Consider the following 18,590-nt stretch of genomic DNA (forward strand, 5'->3'; position numbering starts at 1 on the left):
GTCTTTATTCGCCGCCGCCTGACCACTATCTGGAACCGCATGTCTAAGAAGTTCGAGATAACGAGATTGGGCCACCTGGGTGACGGGGTTGCCGACGGGCCGGTCTACGCTCCACGCACCTTACCGGGCGAAATCGTGAGCGGTCAACAGAACGGGCCGCAGCTCACGGATGTCCGCATCGAAACGCCATCTCCGCACCGGATTCAGGCTCCGTGCCGCCACTATAGGGCTTGCGGAGGCTGTCAGCTTCAACACGCAGACGATGGCTTTGTCGCGGGCTGGAAGCAGGAGATCGTTCGTTTGGCAATGGCGGCGCATGGGCTGGAGTCGTCTCTGCGCCCCATCGTGACGTCACCGATCCAGTCCCGCCGTCGGGCGACATTCGCGGCCAGACGCACCAAAAAAGGCGCTTTGGTCGGATTTCACGGGCGGGCTTCGGGCATAATCACCGAAATACCAGACTGCCAGCTTCTGGATCCGGAGTTGCTTGCCGCAATTCCGGTGGCCGAAGAACTGGCCCGCGTCGGTGCCAGCCGTAAGAACGCTCTGGCAGTCACCGTTACGATCAGCAAGGCAGGATTGGACATCGCGGTCTCCGGAGGCAAGCCACTGGACGGACCGCTTGAACTGTCGTTGGCGCAGGTGACTGAGCAGTTCGGATTGGCGCGCCTGGCATGGGAAGGCGAACAGATCGCGATGCGACATCCGCCTACCCAGAGTTTTGGAAATGCGCAGGTCGTTCCGCCACCCGGCGCCTTTCTGCAGGCGACACGCGAGGGTGAGACCGCTCTTTTGGCTGGGGTCAAGGAGATCACAGCGGGTGCGCGTCGGATTGTCGATCTCTTCGCTGGATGTGGAACCTTTACTCTGCCGTTGGCAGAGCAGGCCGAACTCCACGCTTACGAAGGTGACCGCGACATGATCCGGGCTTTGGATGCTGGTTGGCGCAATGCGCAGGGTTTGAAGAAGGTCACCAGTATTACCCGCGACCTGTTTCGCAGGCCGTTGATGCCGGATGAACTGAACCCGTTTGGTGCTGCATTCGAGGCGGCCGTGGTCGATCCGCCGCGTGCCGGAGCGGATGCTCAGATTTCACAATTGGCTCAGGCGAGAACTCCGGTGATTGCCTATGTCTCGTGCAACCCCGTCACCTTTGCCCGCGACGCGGCGGTTCTGACGGGTGCCGGGTATATTCTTGACTGGGTACAGGTGGTGGACCAGTTCCGATGGTCACCTCATGTCGAACTTGTCGCCGCACTGAACCTACCTTGCTAACCTATTCCTGAAAGAAAAATGAACTCTTATCCCTCTTCCAATTCGGCTGAAGCTTCGCGTTTGATTGGTGTTCTGGAAAATCCCCGGTTCGGCCGGTTCATAACTTTGGTTATTCTGTTCAATGCAATTCTGCTTGGGTTGGAAACTTCACCTACGGTCATGGACTATGCCGGCGGCTTGATTTCGGTTCTCGACAAGATCTGCCTTACGATTTTCGTGGTCGAGATTGCTTTGAAACTGATCTGCTATCGCGGAAAGTTCTTCCTGAATGGCTGGAACCTGTTCGACTTTGTGATCGTGGGTGTTGCGATCTTGCCGGGTGCGCAGAGCCTTTCCGTCTTGCGAGCCCTGCGAATTCTGCGTGTCTTGCGGGTTATTTCGGTAGCACCACGACTGCGGAGAGTTGTCGAAGGCTTCATCACTGCGCTACCGGGAATGGCCAGTGTGTTCCTACTGATGGCGATCATATTCTACATCGGCGCTGTCATGGCCACCAAACTGTTCGGAGCGTCCTTTCCGCATTGGTTCGGATCACTGGGCCTGAGCGCTTATTCACTGTTTCAGATCATGACGCTTGAAAGCTGGTCCATGGGGATCGTTCGGCCGGTTATGGAGGTTTATCCGTACGCCTGGGGCTTTTTCGTGCCGTTTATTATGATCACCACGTTTGCCGTTGTGAACCTGCTTGTGGGTCTGATCGTGAACTCGATGCAGGACGCCCATCACGAAGAAGACAATGAAAACACAAAGGTTTATCGGGACGAAGTTTTGCACAGGCTGGAGTCGATAGAGCAAAGGTTGAGCGCAGTCTTGCCCGAAGCCCGAGAGATCCCACCAAAAAAGTGATTTCTCTGAATGCAAAAATAGGCGTATTCGGAGACAGAGAGCAGAGATAGAGAGACAGGCATGAAACGTCGCGCATTCGGTCTGGGATTGCTTGCGACCGCTGGAATTGGCGGATGCACCAGTTCGACCAGCAAATTCCGCAGGTATAACGGCCCAGAAGTTACATCGATCGTGGTGAACAAGGGCGCACGCAGGATGTACCTGTTGCATAACGAAGAGGTTCTTAAAGACTATACCGTTGATCTTGGGTTTGCCCCGGTCGGTGACAAAAAGATCGAAGGGGATGGGAAGACCCCAGAGGGTACCTATCTGATCAACCGTCGCAACCCCAACAGTTCCTATCATTTGTCTATCGGTATCTCTTACCCGAATTCTCGCGACATTGCCGAAGCGCAGGCCATGGGAAAGAAGCCCGGCGGCGAGATTTTTATTCACGGGGAGCCGAACCAGACCCGGGAACGCCGACGCGCCAAAAAGACACGGGATTGGACGGCCGGTTGCATCGCCGTGAAGAACGAGGAGATCGAAGAGATCTATGCCATGGTCCGAGATGGCACCCTGATTACGCTTAGGCCCTGATCGTCAGTCCTTTTCCCGCCACGGGCCAAATCCAAAAAGCAGGTAGTCGCGCTGATAGATATCGGCTGCGACATCTTCGATCTGATCGTCGTAGATATCTGCAAGTGAGTAGGGGATGTCTGGCTCGACCGGGCCAGGTTCTGGCGGCTCCGCATAACCCAGCCGGCGTGCTAAGGCAGGAAGCTCTTCTTGGATTTCATCTTCCCTCAGGATGAGGTCCGGAGAAGAGAAATCGCCGAAACCCGATATTGCCTGAGCCTGACTGCACCAGCCGGCATCCTGCCGAATTCCAGTCTGCCCGGCGAGATTTGTGCGTACGAACTCCAGAAAGGCCAAAAATGCGGCTTTGTGCTGGTCAATGGTGTAGTTCGCGTTGGGCCCGTCTTTTGGAATCTCAAGCTTGAACCGCTTTCGCAAGGTTTCGCGGATCTGAGGATAATGGCCCGGACCGGTACTGAGAATGCGGGAGCAGAATAGTGAATGGGCGCGGGCCAACGGATGGCGCAGGACCGTGAAGCTGCGGTGCCCTTTGTTGGCTCTTTTCCACTGGCGCAGCTGTTTCTGGTTCATTTTCGTGGGCAATCCGCCCGGTGATACAGAATCCAGCGCCTCTATCCAGCGCACAACCATTTCATCTGGCCCGCCCTTTATGGGTTGGAACAGGATCGGCGCCCGGGCGCCCGCCACATAGCTGGGCACCGCCGGGCCGCGTCGCGGCTCAAAGTTCGGTGTCCGGGTCAGATTGAACCGGTCCATTCCACCAAGCGCCTCGATCATCGCACCGACGTTGGAAACCTTGGCTGTCACCGGGCTTGGGTTTTGGCGTTTCAAGCTTTGATCCAGCTCTTCTAGACGTCCCTCAACGCCCAGCCATTTTGCTAGGCCATTCATGATGTCGACTTGCTGCAGATCTTCGTAGGCAAGGTAGAAGGCCGTTTGCCCACCGGTTTGCATCTGGTTGAGCAAGTAGACTTGAAAATCCTGCAACGCTTCGACGTGGCGAGCAAATTCCTCGGCATCGAATGCCACTCTGGCTTCGCGTCGGCGTGTTACATTGGTCAATTTCCATTGACCCGTGGCCTGCGCGATTTTCCAGCTCACATAGCTATCGAGCGGATTTCTAGTGAGGATAATCTTTGCGCACCGGGGGTCTTCGACCATGTTTTCAAGAATGCGCGGGTCATGGTCGTGAAAATACCTGAACCCATTGATCTCATCGGGAGCCGCTTTGATGGTCTCAAGAAACCGAACGGGATCGGAATCTCGCACTTCCTGAGAAACACCGAGAATTTCGGTCTTGTTCGGATAGCCGATGAAGTGCGGGTTGAATGCCTCCCCGTGGCAAGTGATCCCGGATATGGCATTCAGGTTTGTTTCGAGAAAATTGGACCCCGTCCGCATTTCTGCAAAAACCACAAAATAATCAAACGGTCCTGTCATACGGGATCAACGCACCAGATAAGGTTTGCGGGCAGGTTTCTGCATGTTGATCTGACCCGGTTCTACCGGAAAATCGCCCATCAAGTAGGGATGCATGCCCTGGTTTTTGAGGTTCTGCAGAAACTGACCAAACCCGGTCAAGTCCACCATGGTTGGAACCTCGGTCAAGCGGCGCTGACTTGCTGGCGCAATTTCGTCGATGATGGTTTGGATCGGTTCCATCGGAGCTTCGACGAACTCGGCCATGCTCCAGATCCGGATCCGGGCCTTGGCATACTGGGCCCGCAGAACATCCAGATGGGCGCTTTCGATCTGTTGAAGCCGGGCGGCTTCTTTTCGGAGATCGGCGAAATTGCGGTTTGACTTGAACAGGGGAACTGCCCAAGCCCCGGTGATAACGGAAATCTGGGCGTTCGGATCGCGCGCGATCAGTTCGTTGACCTTCTGATTATCCTCTGGCCCAAATTGGAAACACTGGCGTTCGCCTCTCGTGTTCCAGATCAGGCTCGTGAGAAAGGCCTCGGGCGCATAGTCCCGGTGTTTGGCGCTATCGCACAAGGCGCCGTTAATAAGTGTCTGGCCGTCGGCGAATTCAACCCGTTCCGGGGCAAAGATGTGGCCGTGCACACGGGATCCGGTGGTTTTCGACAGCCAGTCTTCGAAGTTCTCAAATAGCTCGGTAAAGCCTTGAAACATCGAATAGGGGTTCGATGTAATCCCGTTCTCCCAGCCATAATTGGGAAACCGGCTCTGCATGTAGAGACCTGGCCGCCCCTGTGTACGGCGATCAACGGCCTTGGCAAAAATCCGGTCAATTTTGCCTGGGTTGGGTTCCGTTTTCTTCATTGAGCCCGACGTGTCGGACAGAAACGCCTGATACAAGCGGTTCGCATGCGGCCATATCTTGCGCGCGACAAAACAATCCGAGCGCCTAAGGAGCTGTAGATGATCGTCGTAGAAGATGTGCGGCTTTCCCTGAAAGTCGAATTTGCTCAGAGTAAGTGAACGACTTTCAATGTTGGATGAATAAAGCCTGGCCAGAGTTTGATAGTAGCTTTCGTCGGGGATCCACACGCGTTTAAAATACCGGTCATAGTGAGTCCGCTCGGGATCTTGCAGGATGGCGGAAAGGGTCTGGCGGGTCAAACACCACCATTGGCTGCCCATATGGGGAACTAGCCCTGCGGGGATCTTGCGTTTGATGCCCAGCCTGCGCTGCAGTTCGACATAGCGGTCAAACAGAAAGCGGCTGTTTTTCCAGGAGAAAGGGAAGCGCAGGGTAAATCGCTCATGGTCCAGCCCGCCTACGGTCCACGGAACATCGGCCGTGGTGGCGCTTTCGATGAAGTCGGTTCGCGGCCGAGCGGCAAGGTAATCTATCAGCTCCTGCACGGGTCGCAGAGGCAAACATGAACCCGAAGCAAGATAGACGTGCCGCACATCAGCAAACTCTGCCAGCATCATCTCACTCGCGGATTGAGAGGCAGCTACAATGCCCCACGTTCCCCATTCACACCGATGCCGTTTGGAAAACAGCACCATCCGGTTATCAGACAGAGACTTTTCGAAGGCTCTGTAGACCGGCCCGGATACGTTCTTGTCCACGTGGATCACGACCGGACAACCGGCGTTTGTCCAATGGCGGGCAACCTGTTCGGCCCGGTTCAGGGCCGTATGCACCAGAAGAACGATGCCGACGGTCATGCCCAGTTCCCCTTGGACATGAGGCCGAGGATCTCAAGTTGCCGCCAGTTGATATACTTTTCGGACCATTTGCACCACAGTTCGGGGTCATCGCGCATCGTTTCGGCATAGGCGCGATACTCTACTGAAGCTGAATAGTGCTGTTTGCGCGTCAATTCCTCGGCGGCTTTGGTGTTGAAGCTGTCCAGAAACTTGGCATGCAATAGAATGCCCGAAGCCTTTTCTCCGCCCCATTCGTCATAGACCTGATTCAAGCCACGCGGCAAAAGCATGTGCGTGGAACTGACGTAAGTGTAGCGACGATCCCATTTGACAAGCGGTATCTTGTTGAGTGCAGGCGCCTTTTCCGGCTTGTCCCGAAAAAAGACCCGACTGCGTGGGCCGCCCTGAATCCATAAGTTTCCGAAGCGTTTGTTTTTCTTGTAGCTGTAGTTGCCGCTATCGAACCAGTTGGCGATTTCGAAGGGATCCTGCCCTTCCTGATACGGTTTCTCGTTCAGATCCTCTTTGGGATACATGTCGAGCAGCATGGCGCTGAATGACTTTATCGAGGACGCGTCCAGCCAATCAGTCAACGCCTGAAGTGGGCGAGTGTCGCAAAATGGGTAGATCAGGAACTCGTCCGGATCCACGACCAGACACCAATGACCGTGACCGTATTTTCGTTGGAGCCAGTTGAGCCAATCGACCCCAAACCTGGATTTTTTGTAACTGGCGCGCGTATGCCAGACCGAAACATCATTCTGGTCGGCCAGATAGTCCAGCGATCCGTCGGTGCTGTCGTTGTCAACAAAGACGAAATGGGACACTCCCATCGCCCTGTAATACCGAAGAAAGAAAGGAAGCCGAACGCGTTCATTCCGCAACGTGCTGAATATCAGAATATCTTCCGGGCGGATCTGCTGAGTCCGGTCAGCCACGACTTTCAGTTCGCGCCTTTTGCGAAGGGCGCGAACCCGCCAGCGTTTTCGCTGGACCCGAAGGCGGTATGATTGCCATACGCCCAAGCCGCTCGTTCCTTTGCCCGCGTTGCCTAACCTGCCGGATACGGAGTTATCAGGTGAACCTTAAGACGATCTTGAAGTGTGCATCCCAGCTTGGTGAAACGAACTTCGGTCCAGTCTTCTTCCAGTTTTCACCCGGCGCCATACCCGAGTATTTTTCTACCATGTTTAGCCATTGATAACGGTCTGTGGCACTTAGGTAAACTGGTATGTCCCCCAACACCTCGTGTAGAACCGCCAAGTCCGATGCGATCACAGGAAGTTGACGTGCAGCTGCCTCGACAGGCGGCAGCCCGAACCCTTCAGCGCGGCTTGGAAACAGAAGTGCCGACGCTCTTGTCATCAAGGCAGCAACAGCGGCGTCCGACAGACCAGAGATTTCGGAAATATGTCCATCTGGCGGCAGGGCTTCAAGGCGATCAAATACAGGTTTGTTGTTCCAGCCCCTCGAGCCGCATATCAACAACTGGGGGGTTTTTGGTCCCAAACGTTTTTCAAGAAGCTCCCAAACGTCCAGCAGCAGGTCGTGTCCCTTGCGCGGCTCTATTGTGCCTATTGAGAGAAAAAATGGCTGTTTAGGGTTTATTTCTGCGGAAAATTCGACAGGATCAACAAGTTCAATGCCCAGATGCGAAACGATATGTGACGGTATTCTGCCCCAGGCTCTCATATGGTGCTCAGCGCGGGCACGGGAATGGGCTGAGTTGTATATAACCAGATCAGCGAACTTTCCTACGATGCGGAGCTTTTCGCGGAATTTCTCAGGTGTTCCCTGCCGTTGATACTCCGGATGGTCCAACGGGATCGTATCATGGATCAATATTGAAACAGGGCCTATCTTCTTTGTTGCGGACAGAACACGATTGGACAGATTGCTATGCCCGACGTTCAGATACACCGTTTGGGCCGGCAACATCCCGCGCAGCATCGACTCCAGCCCAGTTGGCAGGCATCGAGAAGCGGCTAGCCTGCGCAAAGAACTCTCGGCTCGCTCGCGCATACCGGGTTTGTGGGTGGTCATTCGAGATATCAGATCGGGCTGTCCCCAATCCCGTCCATCTGCCGCAAGCTCGGCCAGTTGAGTGGAACCAACTGGGTCCAGCAGAAGATAACCCAGCTTTGTTCTTGCCAGACAAAACAGGGGTTGAGGTTCGGTTACCAGCCTCTTGAGATAGGCGATCTCAACCCGGTCGATGCCGGTCGGCACCCGTCCTGCCCGGCGGATCAGGCGGGTTACATCCAGCAGCCGCGCCGGTGGCGGCCCGGCTTTACTTATCGTAGCTTCCGTTCTGATGCCATCTCCAGGCGTCTTGGATCATAATATCCATCTTGGACCGTTTTGGTTGCCAGCCAAGTTCGGTTTCCGCAAGGGTAGAGCCGGAAACAAGCTTGGTGCAATCACCGGCGCGCCGAGGCCCGATCGTATAGGGGACTTCACGTTTTGTGATTGTCCGGCCGTAATCAATCACCTCGCGCACGGAAAAGCCGCTTCCTGTGCCCAAATTGAATACCCGGCTGCCCTTGTCATCTTCCAGCCATTTCAGGCCCAGAACATGGGCATCGACAAGGTCGCAGACATGTACGTAATCCCGGATGCAGGTTCCGTCCGGTGTGTCATAGTCGGTACCAAAAACCGTCAGTGCATCGCGCTTGCCGTCAATTGCATCCAGCATCAGTGGTATGAGGTGAGTCTCCGGGCGATGAAACTCACCGACTTCGGCTTCAGGATCTGCGCCAGCTACATTGAAATAGCGGAAGATAACAGACTGCAATCCGTGTGCAGCTTTGAAATCGTGGAGAATATCTTCGATCGCCCGTTTCGATGCGCCATAGGCATTCAGGGGCATCTGGGGTGTGTTTTCATCCAACACGACGTTGTCGTGGTCGCCATAGGTGGCACAGGTCGACGAAAAAACGAAGTTCCGACATCCGGCATCGACTGTAGCTTCAATCAGGGTCAGGGATGCACAGACGTTCCCGCGCCAGTAGCGACCCGGTTCTTGCATTGCTTCGCCAACCTGGCTGAGGGCTGCGAAATGCATGACTGCTGCGGGACTATACTTGGCAAACACCTCATCCAGCCGCGCCCGGTCGCCAAGTTCACCTTTTTCGAACGGGCCGAATTTTACTGCGTCTTCCCAACCTGTAATCAGGCTGTCATATGCAATTGGAGTATAGCCGGCGCCTTTAAGCGCTTTGCAGGCATGCGATCCGATGTAGCCGGCACCGCCAGTGACAAGAATGTTTGTCATGTCAAAATCCGTCGGATCCGGTTACTGGGCGGCTTTGCTTGCATTGGAGATTGTCGATAGGAATTCCGCCAGATCATCCCGCAGATCGTCACGGGCGAGGGCAAACGCAACGGTGGCCTGAAGGAACCCGGCCTTTGAACCGCAGTCAAATCGCTCTCCGCGGAAGCGGTACCCGTAGACCGGGTTGTCAGATCCGATATCGGCAGCAATCGCGTCGGTAAGTTGGATTTCGCCACCGGCACCGGACTTGATCTTGTCAAGGTTGCGCAGGATCGAGGGGCTGAGGATGTACCGGCCGATCACCGCGAGATTTGACGGAGCTTCCTCGGCCTTCGGCTTTTCGACCATGCCGCTGACGGACACAACCGAGCCCATATCTTCGTCCACATCCAGAACACCATAGGCGCTGGCCTTATCATGCGGCACTTCCATCGCCGCTACCATGTTTCCGCCGGTTTCGGCATAGGCTTCAACCATCTGCTGCAGGCACGGTTTTTCCGCCGCAATTACATCATCGGGAAGGATTACTGCAAAAGGTTCGTTGGCGATCAAGCGCCGGGCGCACCAGACAGCGTGCCCCAGACCAAGAGCGCGATGCTGACGGATGTAGGCAATTGCGCCGCTTTCCATATTGGTCGACTTGAGCGTCTTGAGAAGTTCATCTTTTCCTTTCTTGCGCAGTTCCTGCTCAAGAAACGGGTTGTGGTCAAAATAGTCCTCAAGGGCGCTCTTTCCGCGTGAGGTAACAAAGATGAACTCTTTGATGCCGGCGGCACGCGCTTCGTCAATGGCATATTGGACCAGTGGCCGGTCCACCAAGGTCATGATCTCCTTGGGCACCGATTTGGTCGCCGGCAGAAACCGTGTCCCCATACCCGCTACGGGGAAGATCGCCTTGGTAACTTTCTTTGGCATGCTGACCCTCAAACAAACTCTTACTGCATTTCTATACGTCGCCGTAGCGGCTTGCGCAGTTCAATAGCGAACAAAATCCAAACCTGCCACGGTAGGTGCCCAAGATTTTTGCGATAGCAGCAGGCAGGCTACAGTTTTTTCTATCAAAACGTTGCAAGTAGGCAGCTTACCTGTTGAATGTGGCGAAATCCGGCCAAGGAGCTTGGCCAAGGCCGGATATGTGGTTTTTGGGTTGTTTTAAGCGCGGACGAGTTTCTCGTACGCTTCGGCGATTTCGCGGGTGAGATCGCCCACCTCGAAAGTATAGTTGCCGATCTGACCAACAGGTGTGACCTCTGCTGCGGTACCAGTCAGCCAGCATTGTTCGAAATCTGCCATTTCCTCGGGTTTAATGTGCCGTTCATGGACCACTATTCCCCGGTCTTTCAGCATCTCGATCACGGTCTGGCGGGTAATGCCATTCAGAAAGCAATCCGGAAGTGGGGTGTGAACCTCGCCATCCTTTACGAAAAAGACATTCGCGCCAGTGGCTTCGGCAACATAGCCGCGATAGTCCATGAATAGCGCGTCCGAGCAGCCCTTTTCCTCGGCTTTGTGTTTGGAAATCGTGCAGATCATGTAGAGGCCGGCAGCCTTGGCATGAACCGGAATGGTTTCCGGGCTGGGCCGCTTCCACTCAGCGATGTCGAGCTTGGCACCCTTCATCTTGGCGTCGCCATAATAGGCACCCCAAGGCCAAACCGCGATAGCCAAGCGCACCGGATTCTTGGCTGATGCGACACCCATGTCTTCGCCCGAGCCACGCCAGACAACGGCGCGCACATAGGCGTCACTCAGGCCTGTCGCCTTAAGCGTCTTTTCCTTTGCGGCCTCGATTTCGTCCACGCTGTAAGGGACCGGCATGTCCAGCGCATCTGCTGATGCAATCAGGCGCTCTGTATGTTCACGGCTCTTGAAGATTCTGCCGTTATAGGCTCGTTCGCCTTCGAACACCGATGACGCGTAGTGCATAGCGTGGGTCAGGACATGTACCTTGGCGTCGCGCCAATCGACTAGCTTGCCATCCATCCAGATCTGACCGTCGCGGTCGTCATATCCCGACATCTTCTGCCCTCCAAAGGCTAACAGGTTTCTATTTGTTGCGCTGAATATGGCCGCTTCGGACATAAAGTTGCGCGAAAACTGCGATTCGATACCTGTTCGGCCTTGGAATGTCAACAAGGCTGACGTAAACTCAAATCAAGTGCAGTGAGAGGTGAGACATGGCAGAGGCGCGACCGGCACCCGCCTATAGTGGTGAAAGCCTGCTTTTCCTGACCGATGAGCAATTGCGGCAGGGGATTGAGGCAATGTTTTTTGCCTATCGGGGTTTTACCGCTGATCCGGACCGCATTCTCGCGGAAATGGCCTATGGCCGGGCTCATCACAGGGCCATACACTTTATCAATCGAGCGCCTGGGACTACTGTCAATAACCTGCTGGCCATTCTGGGAGTTACCAAGCAATCTCTCAATAGAGTGCTTCGCACCCTTATCGCCGACGGTCTGGTGGAAAGTCGGGTGGGAACGTCGGACAAAAGAGAACGCCACCTGTTCCTGACCGAAAAGGGTCAGACCCTAGAGGCGACGTTGTCTGATGCGCAGCGCGCCCGAATGAGAGCAGCGTTCCGAGATGCCGGCCCCGAAGCAGTAGCCGGATTCAAAAAAGTGCTTGAAGCCATGATGGATGCCGATATGCGAAGAGCCTATTCGAAATTGCGGGATGGATCTTGATGAACGAGCTCGACGCCCACTTGCTGATTGTCGACGATGACGAGAGGATTCGGGACCTTCTAAAAAAGTTTCTGATGCGCAGCGGATTTCTGGTGACGGCGGCGCGCGATGCCGAGCACGCCAGACGGATCTTGTCCGGGCTGGATTTTGACCTGATCGTGCTGGATGTCATGATGCCCGGCGAAGACGGTATCAGCCTGACAAGGTCCCTTCGCGAAACCAAGGCCACGCCAATATTGCTGCTGACCGCCCGCGGAGAAACCGAGAATCGAATTTCCGGACTGGAAGCCGGAGCTGATGACTATCTTGCGAAACCGTTTGAGCCGAAAGAACTGCTGCTCAGGATAAACGCAATTCTACGCCGCGTGCCGGATACCTCGGCACAGGACGCGGCGCCCAAGGTTCTTCATCTCGGGGCAATTCGATACGACATCGAGCGCGGCGAGATGTGGCAGGGCGAAGATCTTGTGCGCCTGACGGCCACTGAAAGTCAGTTGATGAAGATCTTTTCTTCACAGCCGGGCGAAGCTGTCAGTCGGGCCAAACTGGTCGAGGATCTAGGGCGGGACAGAGGGCAGGCGCAAGAGCGCGCTGTAGATGTCCAGATAACACGCCTGCGCCGCAAGATAGAGCCGAATCCGAAGCAGCCGAGATATCTGCAAACGGTTCGCGGAGCCGGCTACATGCTGGCGCCGGATTAACCCTGGCGGGAAAAGGAAATCGCGATGAAAACCGCTTTGCTTACCCATGAAGACTGCCTCAATCACGTGACGCCGGGTGGGCATCCGGAACGGGTCGCGCGCGTGGAATATGTTATGGAGGCGCTTGAGGGGCTGGACTTGAACCGGATAACCGCTCCCCTTGCTGCTGAGGACGATATCCTGCGGGTACATCCCATGTCCTACTTGCGCGACATTCGCGAGACGGCGCCTGAGGAGGGGTTGTCCCAGATCGACGGGGACACATTCATGTCGCCGGGAAGTCTGTCGGCAGCCTTTCGTGCCGCTGGGGCCGGTGTTCGTGCGGTTGACCTGGTAATGGCCGGCGATGCACAAAACGCATTCTGTGCCGTCAGGCCGCCGGGACACCACGCTGAAACGTCTACTGCAATGGGTTTCTGTCTCTTTGGGAACGCGGCATTGGCGGCCAAATATGCTCTGGATCATCATGATCTTGATCGGGTGGCAGTGGTCGATTTCGATGTCCATCATGGCAACGGGACACAGAATCTGTTGTGGGACGAACCACGAGCCCTGTTCATTACATCGCAGCAAATGCCTCTCTGGCCGGGTTCGGGTCGACCTGACGAAACCGGAGCACATGGAAATGTGCTCAACCTCCCGCTTGCACCGGGAAGCGGAAGTGCCGAGATGCGCAGCGCATGGCGAGATCAGGCCTTTCCGAGGTTACGCAGTTTCCGACCGCAGCTGATCGTGATTTCTGCTGGGTTTGATGCCCACGAAGACGACCCGCTAGCAAATTTGAACTGGCAAACAGAAGATTTTGCCTGGCTTACCGCCGAACTGTGTGTGCTTGCGGACGATCTGTGCGACGGGCGTATCGTCTCGACTCTTGAAGGCGGGTATGATCTGAACGCCCTAGCCGCTGCGAGCAAGGCGCATGTGCAGGAACTGATGAAGGCTGTGAAATGACCGAAACGCCCGTAGAACAAATGACATTTGAACAGGCGATGAAAGAACTGGAGGACGTCGTCGGCCAGTTGGAGCGCGGTGACGTTGCTCTGGACCAGTCGATTTCTCTTTATGAAAGAGGAGCGGCGCTCAAAAAGCGGTGCGAAGAAGAGCTAAAGCGGGCCGAAGAAAAGGTGGCTGCGATAACGTTGGATGCTGATGGGCAGCCAAAAGGCACCACTCCGGTCGAAGGCATGTAAATGTTCCCGGAAAGACTTGCCGACTGCGCCGCCCGAATCCAGTCGGGTTTCGACGACGTGTTCCGATCCTTCAATGAACTGCCGGTCACTCGGGCGATGGCATATGCCACGCAGGGCGGAAAACGCCTGCGCGGATTTCTGGTTCTCGAGAGCGCCCGATTGCATGGAATAGGCCCTGAACAGGCGCTATGGCCAGCGCTGGCGATCGAAGCGCTGCATGCCTACAGCCTTGTGCATGACGATCTGCCTTGCATGGATGATGACGATATGCGCCGCGGCCGACCGACGGTTCATGTCAAATGGGATCAGGCAACAGCCGTTCTTGCGGGAGATGGATTACAGTCGCTGGCCTTCGAATTGGTAACCCGCCCGGTGACCGGTCCGGGCGACGTCCGGGCCGATCTTGCCCGGAGCCTGGCAAAGGCTGGTGGCGCTCAGGGTATGGTTTTGGGTCAGGCGCTTGATATTGCCGCCGAGACCGCGACCGATCCGTTGACACTGGAACAGATCACCACCCTGCAGGCAGAAAAAACCGGCGCCTTGATTACGTGGTCGGCCTGTGCAGGAGCCGTTCTGGCGCAGGCTGATCCTGAGCCATTGCGCCAATATGCCCTCCGACTGGGACTTGCCTTTCAGATCGCTGACGACATTTTGGATGTGGAAGGCGATGCTACTAAAGCGGGGAAGCGCTTGCAGAAAGATGCCCATGCTGGGAAGGCCACGTTCGTTTCCCTGTTGGGTCTTGATGCTTCGAAAACCAGAGCGTCAGAGCTGGTTGATCAGGCCTGCGACGCGCTGGCCGGCTATGGCGGCGAAGCGCAATGCTTGCGGGATGCGGCACGGTTCGTTATTGCCCGCGACAGCTGACCCGACCAAGTGCACGGCGCCTTTTTGCTGAGTTCGCCGAGAGAAAGCCAAGAGAAACTATGTCCGACCGTCCCAATACCCCACTTCTGGATCTTGTGACCCGCCCGGCGGATCTCAAGCAATTCTCGGACAGTCAGTTGGCTCAGATCGCTGGCGAGCTTCGCTCCGAAACGGTTTCTGCGGTTTCAGTCACTGGCGGACACCTTGGCGCGGGTCTGGGTGTCGTCGAACTGACAGTTGCGCTGCACGCTGTGTTTGATACGCCAAGGGACAAGATCATCTGGGACGTGGGGCATCAGTGTTATCCGCACAAGATTCTGACAGAGCGGCGCGATCGGATACGCACCTTGCGAATGAAAGAAGGTCTAAGCGGTTTTACCAAGCGCAGCGAAAGCCTCTTTGATCCGTTCGGAGCGGCCCACTCCTCGACGTCGATAAGCGCGGCGCTGGGCTTTGCCGTCGCGCGGGATCTCGGCGGAAACATCCCGGAAGGCCTTGGTGATGCGATCGCAGTAATTGGCGACGGTTCAATGTCGGCGGGCATGGCGTTCGAAGCCATGAATAACGCAGGTCACTTGGGAAAACGGCTCATCGTCATCCTCAATGACAACGAGATGAGCATTGCGCCACCTGTCGGGGCGCTTTCGTCCTACCTGTCACGGCTCTATGCCGAAGAACCGTTTCAAGAGCTTAAGGCAGCAGCCAAAGGTGCGGTTTCGCTGTTGCCTGAACCGTTCCGCGAAGGAGCAAAACGCGCCAAGGAAATGCTCAAGGGTATGACCATCGGCGGGACTCTTTTCGAGGAACTGGGCTTTTCCTACATCGGTCCGATTGACGGGCATGACATGGAACAGCTGCTGCCGCTCCTTCGAACGGTTAAAGCGCGGGCCACCGGGCCTATCCTGCTTCATGTGCTGACCAAAAAGGGCAAGGGGTACGCTCCGGCCGAGGCGGCGCGTGACAAAGGGCACGCGACAGCACGGTTTGATGTCGTGACGGGGAAACAGCACAAGACACCGTCCAACGCTCCGTCCTACACATCGGTTTTCGGTAAAACGCTGGTGGATGAAGCCTCGCGTGATGACAAGATCGTTGCAGTTACGGCCGCCATGCCGGACGGGACAGGATTGAACCTATTTGCCGAAAGGTATACGTCGCGCTGCTTTGACGTCGGTATTGCGGAACAGCACGGCGTGACTTTTTCAGCGGCGCTGGCAGCAGGGGGGTTAAAGCCGTTTTGCGCGATGTATTCTACCTTCCTCCAGCGCGGTTATGATCAGGTTGTGCATGATGTTGCGATCCAACGCCTGCCGGTTCGTTTTGCAATAGACCGGGCTGGGTTGGTCGGGGCGGATGGGGCAACCCATGCGGGATCCTTTGATATCGCCTATCTTTCCAACTTGCCGGATATGGTCGTTATGGCCGCCGCGGACGAGGCCGAGCTTGTGCATATGGTTGCTACAGCCGTGGCGTATGATGACGGCCCGATTGCGTTCCGCTACCCACGCGGCGAGGGAGTAGGGGTCGATTTGCCGGAACGCGGGGAGGTTCTGGAGATCGGCAAAGGTCGGATGATTCAGGCCGGATCACGTGTGGCCATTCTGTCTTTCGGAACCCGGCTGGCCGAGGTTCAGAAAGCGGCAGAGGCTTTGGCAAGCAAAGGGATCACGCCGACAATTGCCGATGCGCGGTTTGCCAAGCCGCTTGACCAAGCCATGATCTTGGAACTCGCCTCATCTCACGAAGCAATGATCACTATCGAAGAAGGTGCGATCGGCGGCTTTGGTAGCCATGTAGCGCAGTTGTTGGCAGATCAGGGTATTTTCGACTCAGGGATAAAATTCCGTTCGATGGTTCTGCCCGATACCTTCATTGACCAGTCCGGCCCGGCCGACATGTACGAAATCGCGGGAATGAATGCCCCGCAAATCGAGGCGAAAGTTCTCGAAGTGCTCGGGATCGCAACGATAGGCGAAAAGCGGGCCTGACTCATTCTCGAGCCGGGCTTTTTAGCTCAAGTCTGTGATCTGTGCGAGACGTTTCACTTAGTCTGCCGACCTTTTCAGGGCCATGTTACCACATGTGTCGACTTGCCCCAGCCGTCCACATTGCAGCGGGCCTGGATCTGAACCTGCTTTGAGCTGTCGGACACCTGCACACCCGACAGTGAGCGCGTAAATGGCTGTTCGGTCTCATGCGGGTGATGCAGAACCCTCATACCGATTTCGTTGCCGTCCATGTCAAGAACCCGCCAGCCATCGGCATAGTGATCCCAACCGGTGTCCGGATGAGACAAAGTGACATCGAATCGCCATGTGTCGCCTGACTTCGTGGCAGCCACGGCTTCGATGAGAGGTTCCTCGGCATCGGCCGGCCAAGGAAACAGAACGCCCAGCGCCAGTATCAATACGTGTTTCATAACAACGATCCTAATTCCGGATTCCTTATATCGGTATCACGATGGCGTCAGAGCTCAAGTTGTCTTGAAATGACACTCGATGACGAGTGGGCGCTTGCAAAAATTGAACAATTGGTAATATAACTTTACCAAAAGGAGGATCCTGATGGAAATGCCAGCACCTGATCCGGGGATTTTGGCTCGAAAGGCAAGGTTGATTGACCGTCTGTTGCAGGTCCTTCCCGTCGACGCCGTGATTCACGAAGAGGCCGAAACGCGCGCTTACGAATGTGACGCCCTGACTGCATACAAATGTCCGCCTCTGCTGGCTGTCCTTCCGGCTTCGACTCGGGAAGTTTCCGATGTTTTGAGGATCTGCCACGAGGAGAGTGTTCCCGTGGTTCCGCGTGGTTCGGGCACATCGCTTGCGGGGGGGGCATTGCCAACGGCGGATTCCGTCATTCTTGGTGTCGCCCGTATGAACGAAGTGCTGGAAACCGACTACAAGAACCGAATAATCCGGGTTCAGACCGGTCGAACCAACCTTAGTGTGTCGGGCGCGGTCGAAGAGCACGAGTTCTTTTATGCTCCAGATCCGTCCTCGCAATTGGCTTGTGCAATCGCTGGCAACATCGCGATGAACTCTGGAGGCGCGCATTGCCTGAAATACGGTGTTACGACAAATAACCTGCTGGGCGTGACCATGGTCATGATGGATGGCACTGTGGTCGAGATCGGAGGCGCGCATCTGGACGCAGGAGGTTTGGATCTTCTTGGCGTGATTTGCGGATCCGAAGGACAGCTCGGTGTAGTGACAGAAGCGACACTTCGAATCCTGCGCAAGCCAGAAGGTGCGCGGCCTGTCTTGATGGGATTTGACAGCAATGAAGTTGCCGGGGCTTGCGTGTCCGACATTATTAAATCCGGAATTCTGCCGGTTGCCATAGAATTCATGGACCGGCCCTGCATCCGTGCCTGCGAAGCCTTTGCCAAGGCGGGCTACCCGGATTGCGAAGCTCTCCTGATTGTCGAAGTCGAAGGCAGCGAGGCGGAAATCGCCTCTCAGCTGGCAAAGATCATCGAAATCGCAAAGCGTCACAACCCGGTCGAACTGCGCGAAGCGCAAGACGCGGATGAGGCGGGCAGGATCTGGCTCGGCCGAAAATCAGCTTTTGGCGCAATGGGCAAGATTAATGACTACATGTGCCTTGATGGAACCATACCCGTGTCTTCGCTTCCTTACGTGCTCCGACGGATTGGAGAGATGAGCGAGGAATTCGGGCTTGATGTCGCCAATGTGTTTCATGCCGGCGACGGGAATATGCATCCTTTGATCCTGTTTGATGCCAACAAGCCAGGGGATCTGGAGACCTGCGAAGCCTTTGGCGCCGAGATTCTGAAATTGTGCGTGGAAGCCGGAGGATGTCTCACCGGTGAGCATGGTGTGGGGATCGAAAAGAGAGATCTGATGCTTCACCAGTATGCAGCCGAGGATCTGGAGGCCCAGATGAGAGTGAAAGATGTCTTTGACCCACACTGGTTTTTGAATCCGGCCAAAGTCTTTCCACTGGCCGTCTCCAAATCCCGGCGTGCCGAGTCATTGGCAGCGGAATGAGTGAACGATCCGCTGGGCCGAAGGAAGAAATC

The 18,590-nt window shown here is 55.8% G+C and carries 18 protein-coding genes; 10 read left to right on the plus strand and 8 right to left on the minus strand.

All coding sequences use genetic code 11. From position 1 onward, the window contains the following. The first annotated feature begins 39 nt into the window (after nt 1-39). The 3 genes from ACP15U_RS09690 to ACP15U_RS09700 are packed head-to-tail and all read left to right on the plus strand — an operon-like array spanning nt 40 to nt 2,700. The gene (locus ACP15U_RS09690; protein ID WP_425044934.1) at nt 40-1,275 is read left to right on the plus strand and encodes a class I SAM-dependent RNA methyltransferase; all 1,236 of its coding nucleotides are present in this window, start codon (nt 40-42) and stop codon (nt 1,273-1,275) included. An 18-nt stretch (nt 1,276-1,293) separates the two neighbouring features. Then, nucleotides 1,294-2,121, plus strand: a complete 828-nt coding sequence (locus ACP15U_RS09695) for an ion transporter (protein WP_425044935.1) — start codon at nt 1,294-1,296, stop codon at nt 2,119-2,121. A gap of 60 nt (nt 2,122-2,181) precedes the next feature. Further along, complete coding sequence (locus tag ACP15U_RS09700) at nt 2,182-2,700, plus strand: L,D-transpeptidase family protein (RefSeq protein WP_425044936.1); 519 nt, start codon at nt 2,182-2,184, stop codon at nt 2,698-2,700. 3 nt (nt 2,701-2,703) lie between these two features. Here the strand turns inward: ACP15U_RS09700 and ACP15U_RS09705 are convergent, their stop codons facing one another. The 7 genes from ACP15U_RS09705 to ACP15U_RS09735 form a co-directional block, all read right to left on the minus strand. Next, nucleotides 2,704-4,140, minus strand: coding sequence for a sulfotransferase family 2 domain-containing protein (locus ACP15U_RS09705; protein WP_425044937.1), 1,437 nt, complete (start codon nt 4,138-4,140; stop codon nt 2,704-2,706). Between the two features lie 6 nt (nt 4,141-4,146). Beyond that, nucleotides 4,147-5,844, minus strand: a complete 1,698-nt coding sequence (locus ACP15U_RS09710) for a beta-1,6-N-acetylglucosaminyltransferase (RefSeq protein WP_425044938.1) — start codon at nt 5,842-5,844, stop codon at nt 4,147-4,149. After that, nucleotides 5,841-6,851, minus strand: a complete 1,011-nt coding sequence (locus ACP15U_RS09715; RefSeq protein WP_425044939.1) for a glycosyltransferase family 2 protein — start codon at nt 6,849-6,851, stop codon at nt 5,841-5,843. Before ACP15U_RS09715 ends, ACP15U_RS09710 begins: the two co-directional genes overlap by 4 nt. 49 nt (nt 6,852-6,900) lie before the next feature. Further along, nucleotides 6,901-8,055: a glycosyltransferase family 4 protein gene (locus ACP15U_RS09720; protein WP_425044940.1), complete on the minus strand. Its 1,155-nt coding sequence runs from the start codon at nt 8,053-8,055 to the stop codon at nt 6,901-6,903. A 61-nt stretch (nt 8,056-8,116) separates the two neighbouring features. Next, complete coding sequence (galE, locus tag ACP15U_RS09725; protein ID WP_425044941.1) at nt 8,117-9,100, minus strand: UDP-glucose 4-epimerase GalE; 984 nt, start codon at nt 9,098-9,100, stop codon at nt 8,117-8,119. 21 nt (nt 9,101-9,121) lie between these two features. After that, a complete protein-coding gene (gene galU, locus ACP15U_RS09730; protein WP_425044942.1) occupies nt 9,122-10,015 on the minus strand; it encodes a UTP--glucose-1-phosphate uridylyltransferase GalU in 894 nt (297 codons plus the stop codon). Between the two features lie 237 nt (nt 10,016-10,252). Continuing rightward, nucleotides 10,253-11,119 carry a branched-chain amino acid aminotransferase gene (locus tag ACP15U_RS09735; protein ID WP_425044943.1) on the minus strand — a complete coding sequence of 289 codons (867 nt, stop codon included), beginning with the start codon at nt 11,117-11,119 and terminating at the stop codon, nt 10,253-10,255. A gap of 158 nt (nt 11,120-11,277) precedes the next feature. Between ACP15U_RS09735 and ACP15U_RS09740 the strand changes: the two genes are divergently transcribed. From ACP15U_RS09740 to dxs, 6 genes are read left to right on the plus strand one after another with little or no spacing between them, the layout of a single operon-like run. Next, entirely contained in the window at nt 11,278-11,787 is a 510-nt protein-coding gene (locus tag ACP15U_RS09740) for a MarR family winged helix-turn-helix transcriptional regulator (RefSeq protein WP_425044944.1), read from the plus strand. Next, complete coding sequence (locus ACP15U_RS09745) at nt 11,787-12,488, plus strand: response regulator (RefSeq protein ID WP_425044945.1); 702 nt, start codon at nt 11,787-11,789, stop codon at nt 12,486-12,488. The genes ACP15U_RS09740 and ACP15U_RS09745 overlap by 1 nt, the downstream gene beginning before the upstream one ends. 24 nt (nt 12,489-12,512) lie before the next feature. Then, nucleotides 12,513-13,439 (plus strand): histone deacetylase family protein, encoded by a 927-nt coding sequence (locus tag ACP15U_RS09750; RefSeq protein ID WP_425044946.1) that lies wholly within the window; start codon nt 12,513-12,515, stop codon nt 13,437-13,439. Continuing rightward, the gene (locus tag ACP15U_RS09755; RefSeq protein ID WP_425044947.1) at nt 13,436-13,678 is read left to right on the plus strand and encodes an exodeoxyribonuclease VII small subunit; all 243 of its coding nucleotides are present in this window, start codon (nt 13,436-13,438) and stop codon (nt 13,676-13,678) included. The genes ACP15U_RS09750 and ACP15U_RS09755 overlap by 4 nt, the downstream gene beginning before the upstream one ends. Further along, nucleotides 13,679-14,545, plus strand: coding sequence for a polyprenyl synthetase family protein (locus tag ACP15U_RS09760; RefSeq protein WP_425044948.1), 867 nt, complete (start codon nt 13,679-13,681; stop codon nt 14,543-14,545). A gap of 59 nt (nt 14,546-14,604) precedes the next feature. Continuing rightward, nucleotides 14,605-16,533 (plus strand): 1-deoxy-D-xylulose-5-phosphate synthase, encoded by a 1,929-nt coding sequence (gene dxs, locus ACP15U_RS09765; RefSeq protein WP_425044949.1) that lies wholly within the window; start codon nt 14,605-14,607, stop codon nt 16,531-16,533. A gap of 74 nt (nt 16,534-16,607) precedes the next feature. Here dxs and ACP15U_RS09770 read toward each other — a convergent pair whose 3' ends face one another. Further along, nucleotides 16,608-16,964, minus strand: a complete 357-nt coding sequence (locus tag ACP15U_RS09770; RefSeq protein WP_425044950.1) for a hypothetical protein — start codon at nt 16,962-16,964, stop codon at nt 16,608-16,610. 145 nt (nt 16,965-17,109) lie between these two features. Here ACP15U_RS09770 and ACP15U_RS09775 point away from each other — a divergent pair, with 145 nt between their 5' ends. Further along, the gene (locus ACP15U_RS09775; protein ID WP_425044951.1) at nt 17,110-18,558 is read left to right on the plus strand and encodes an FAD-linked oxidase C-terminal domain-containing protein; all 1,449 of its coding nucleotides are present in this window, start codon (nt 17,110-17,112) and stop codon (nt 18,556-18,558) included. Nucleotides 18,559-18,590 lie beyond the last annotated feature (32 nt).

It is taken from the genome of Primorskyibacter sp. S87 (genome assembly GCF_049801055.1).
Taxonomy (GTDB): Bacteria; Pseudomonadota; Alphaproteobacteria; order Rhodobacterales; family Rhodobacteraceae; genus JBNAGF01.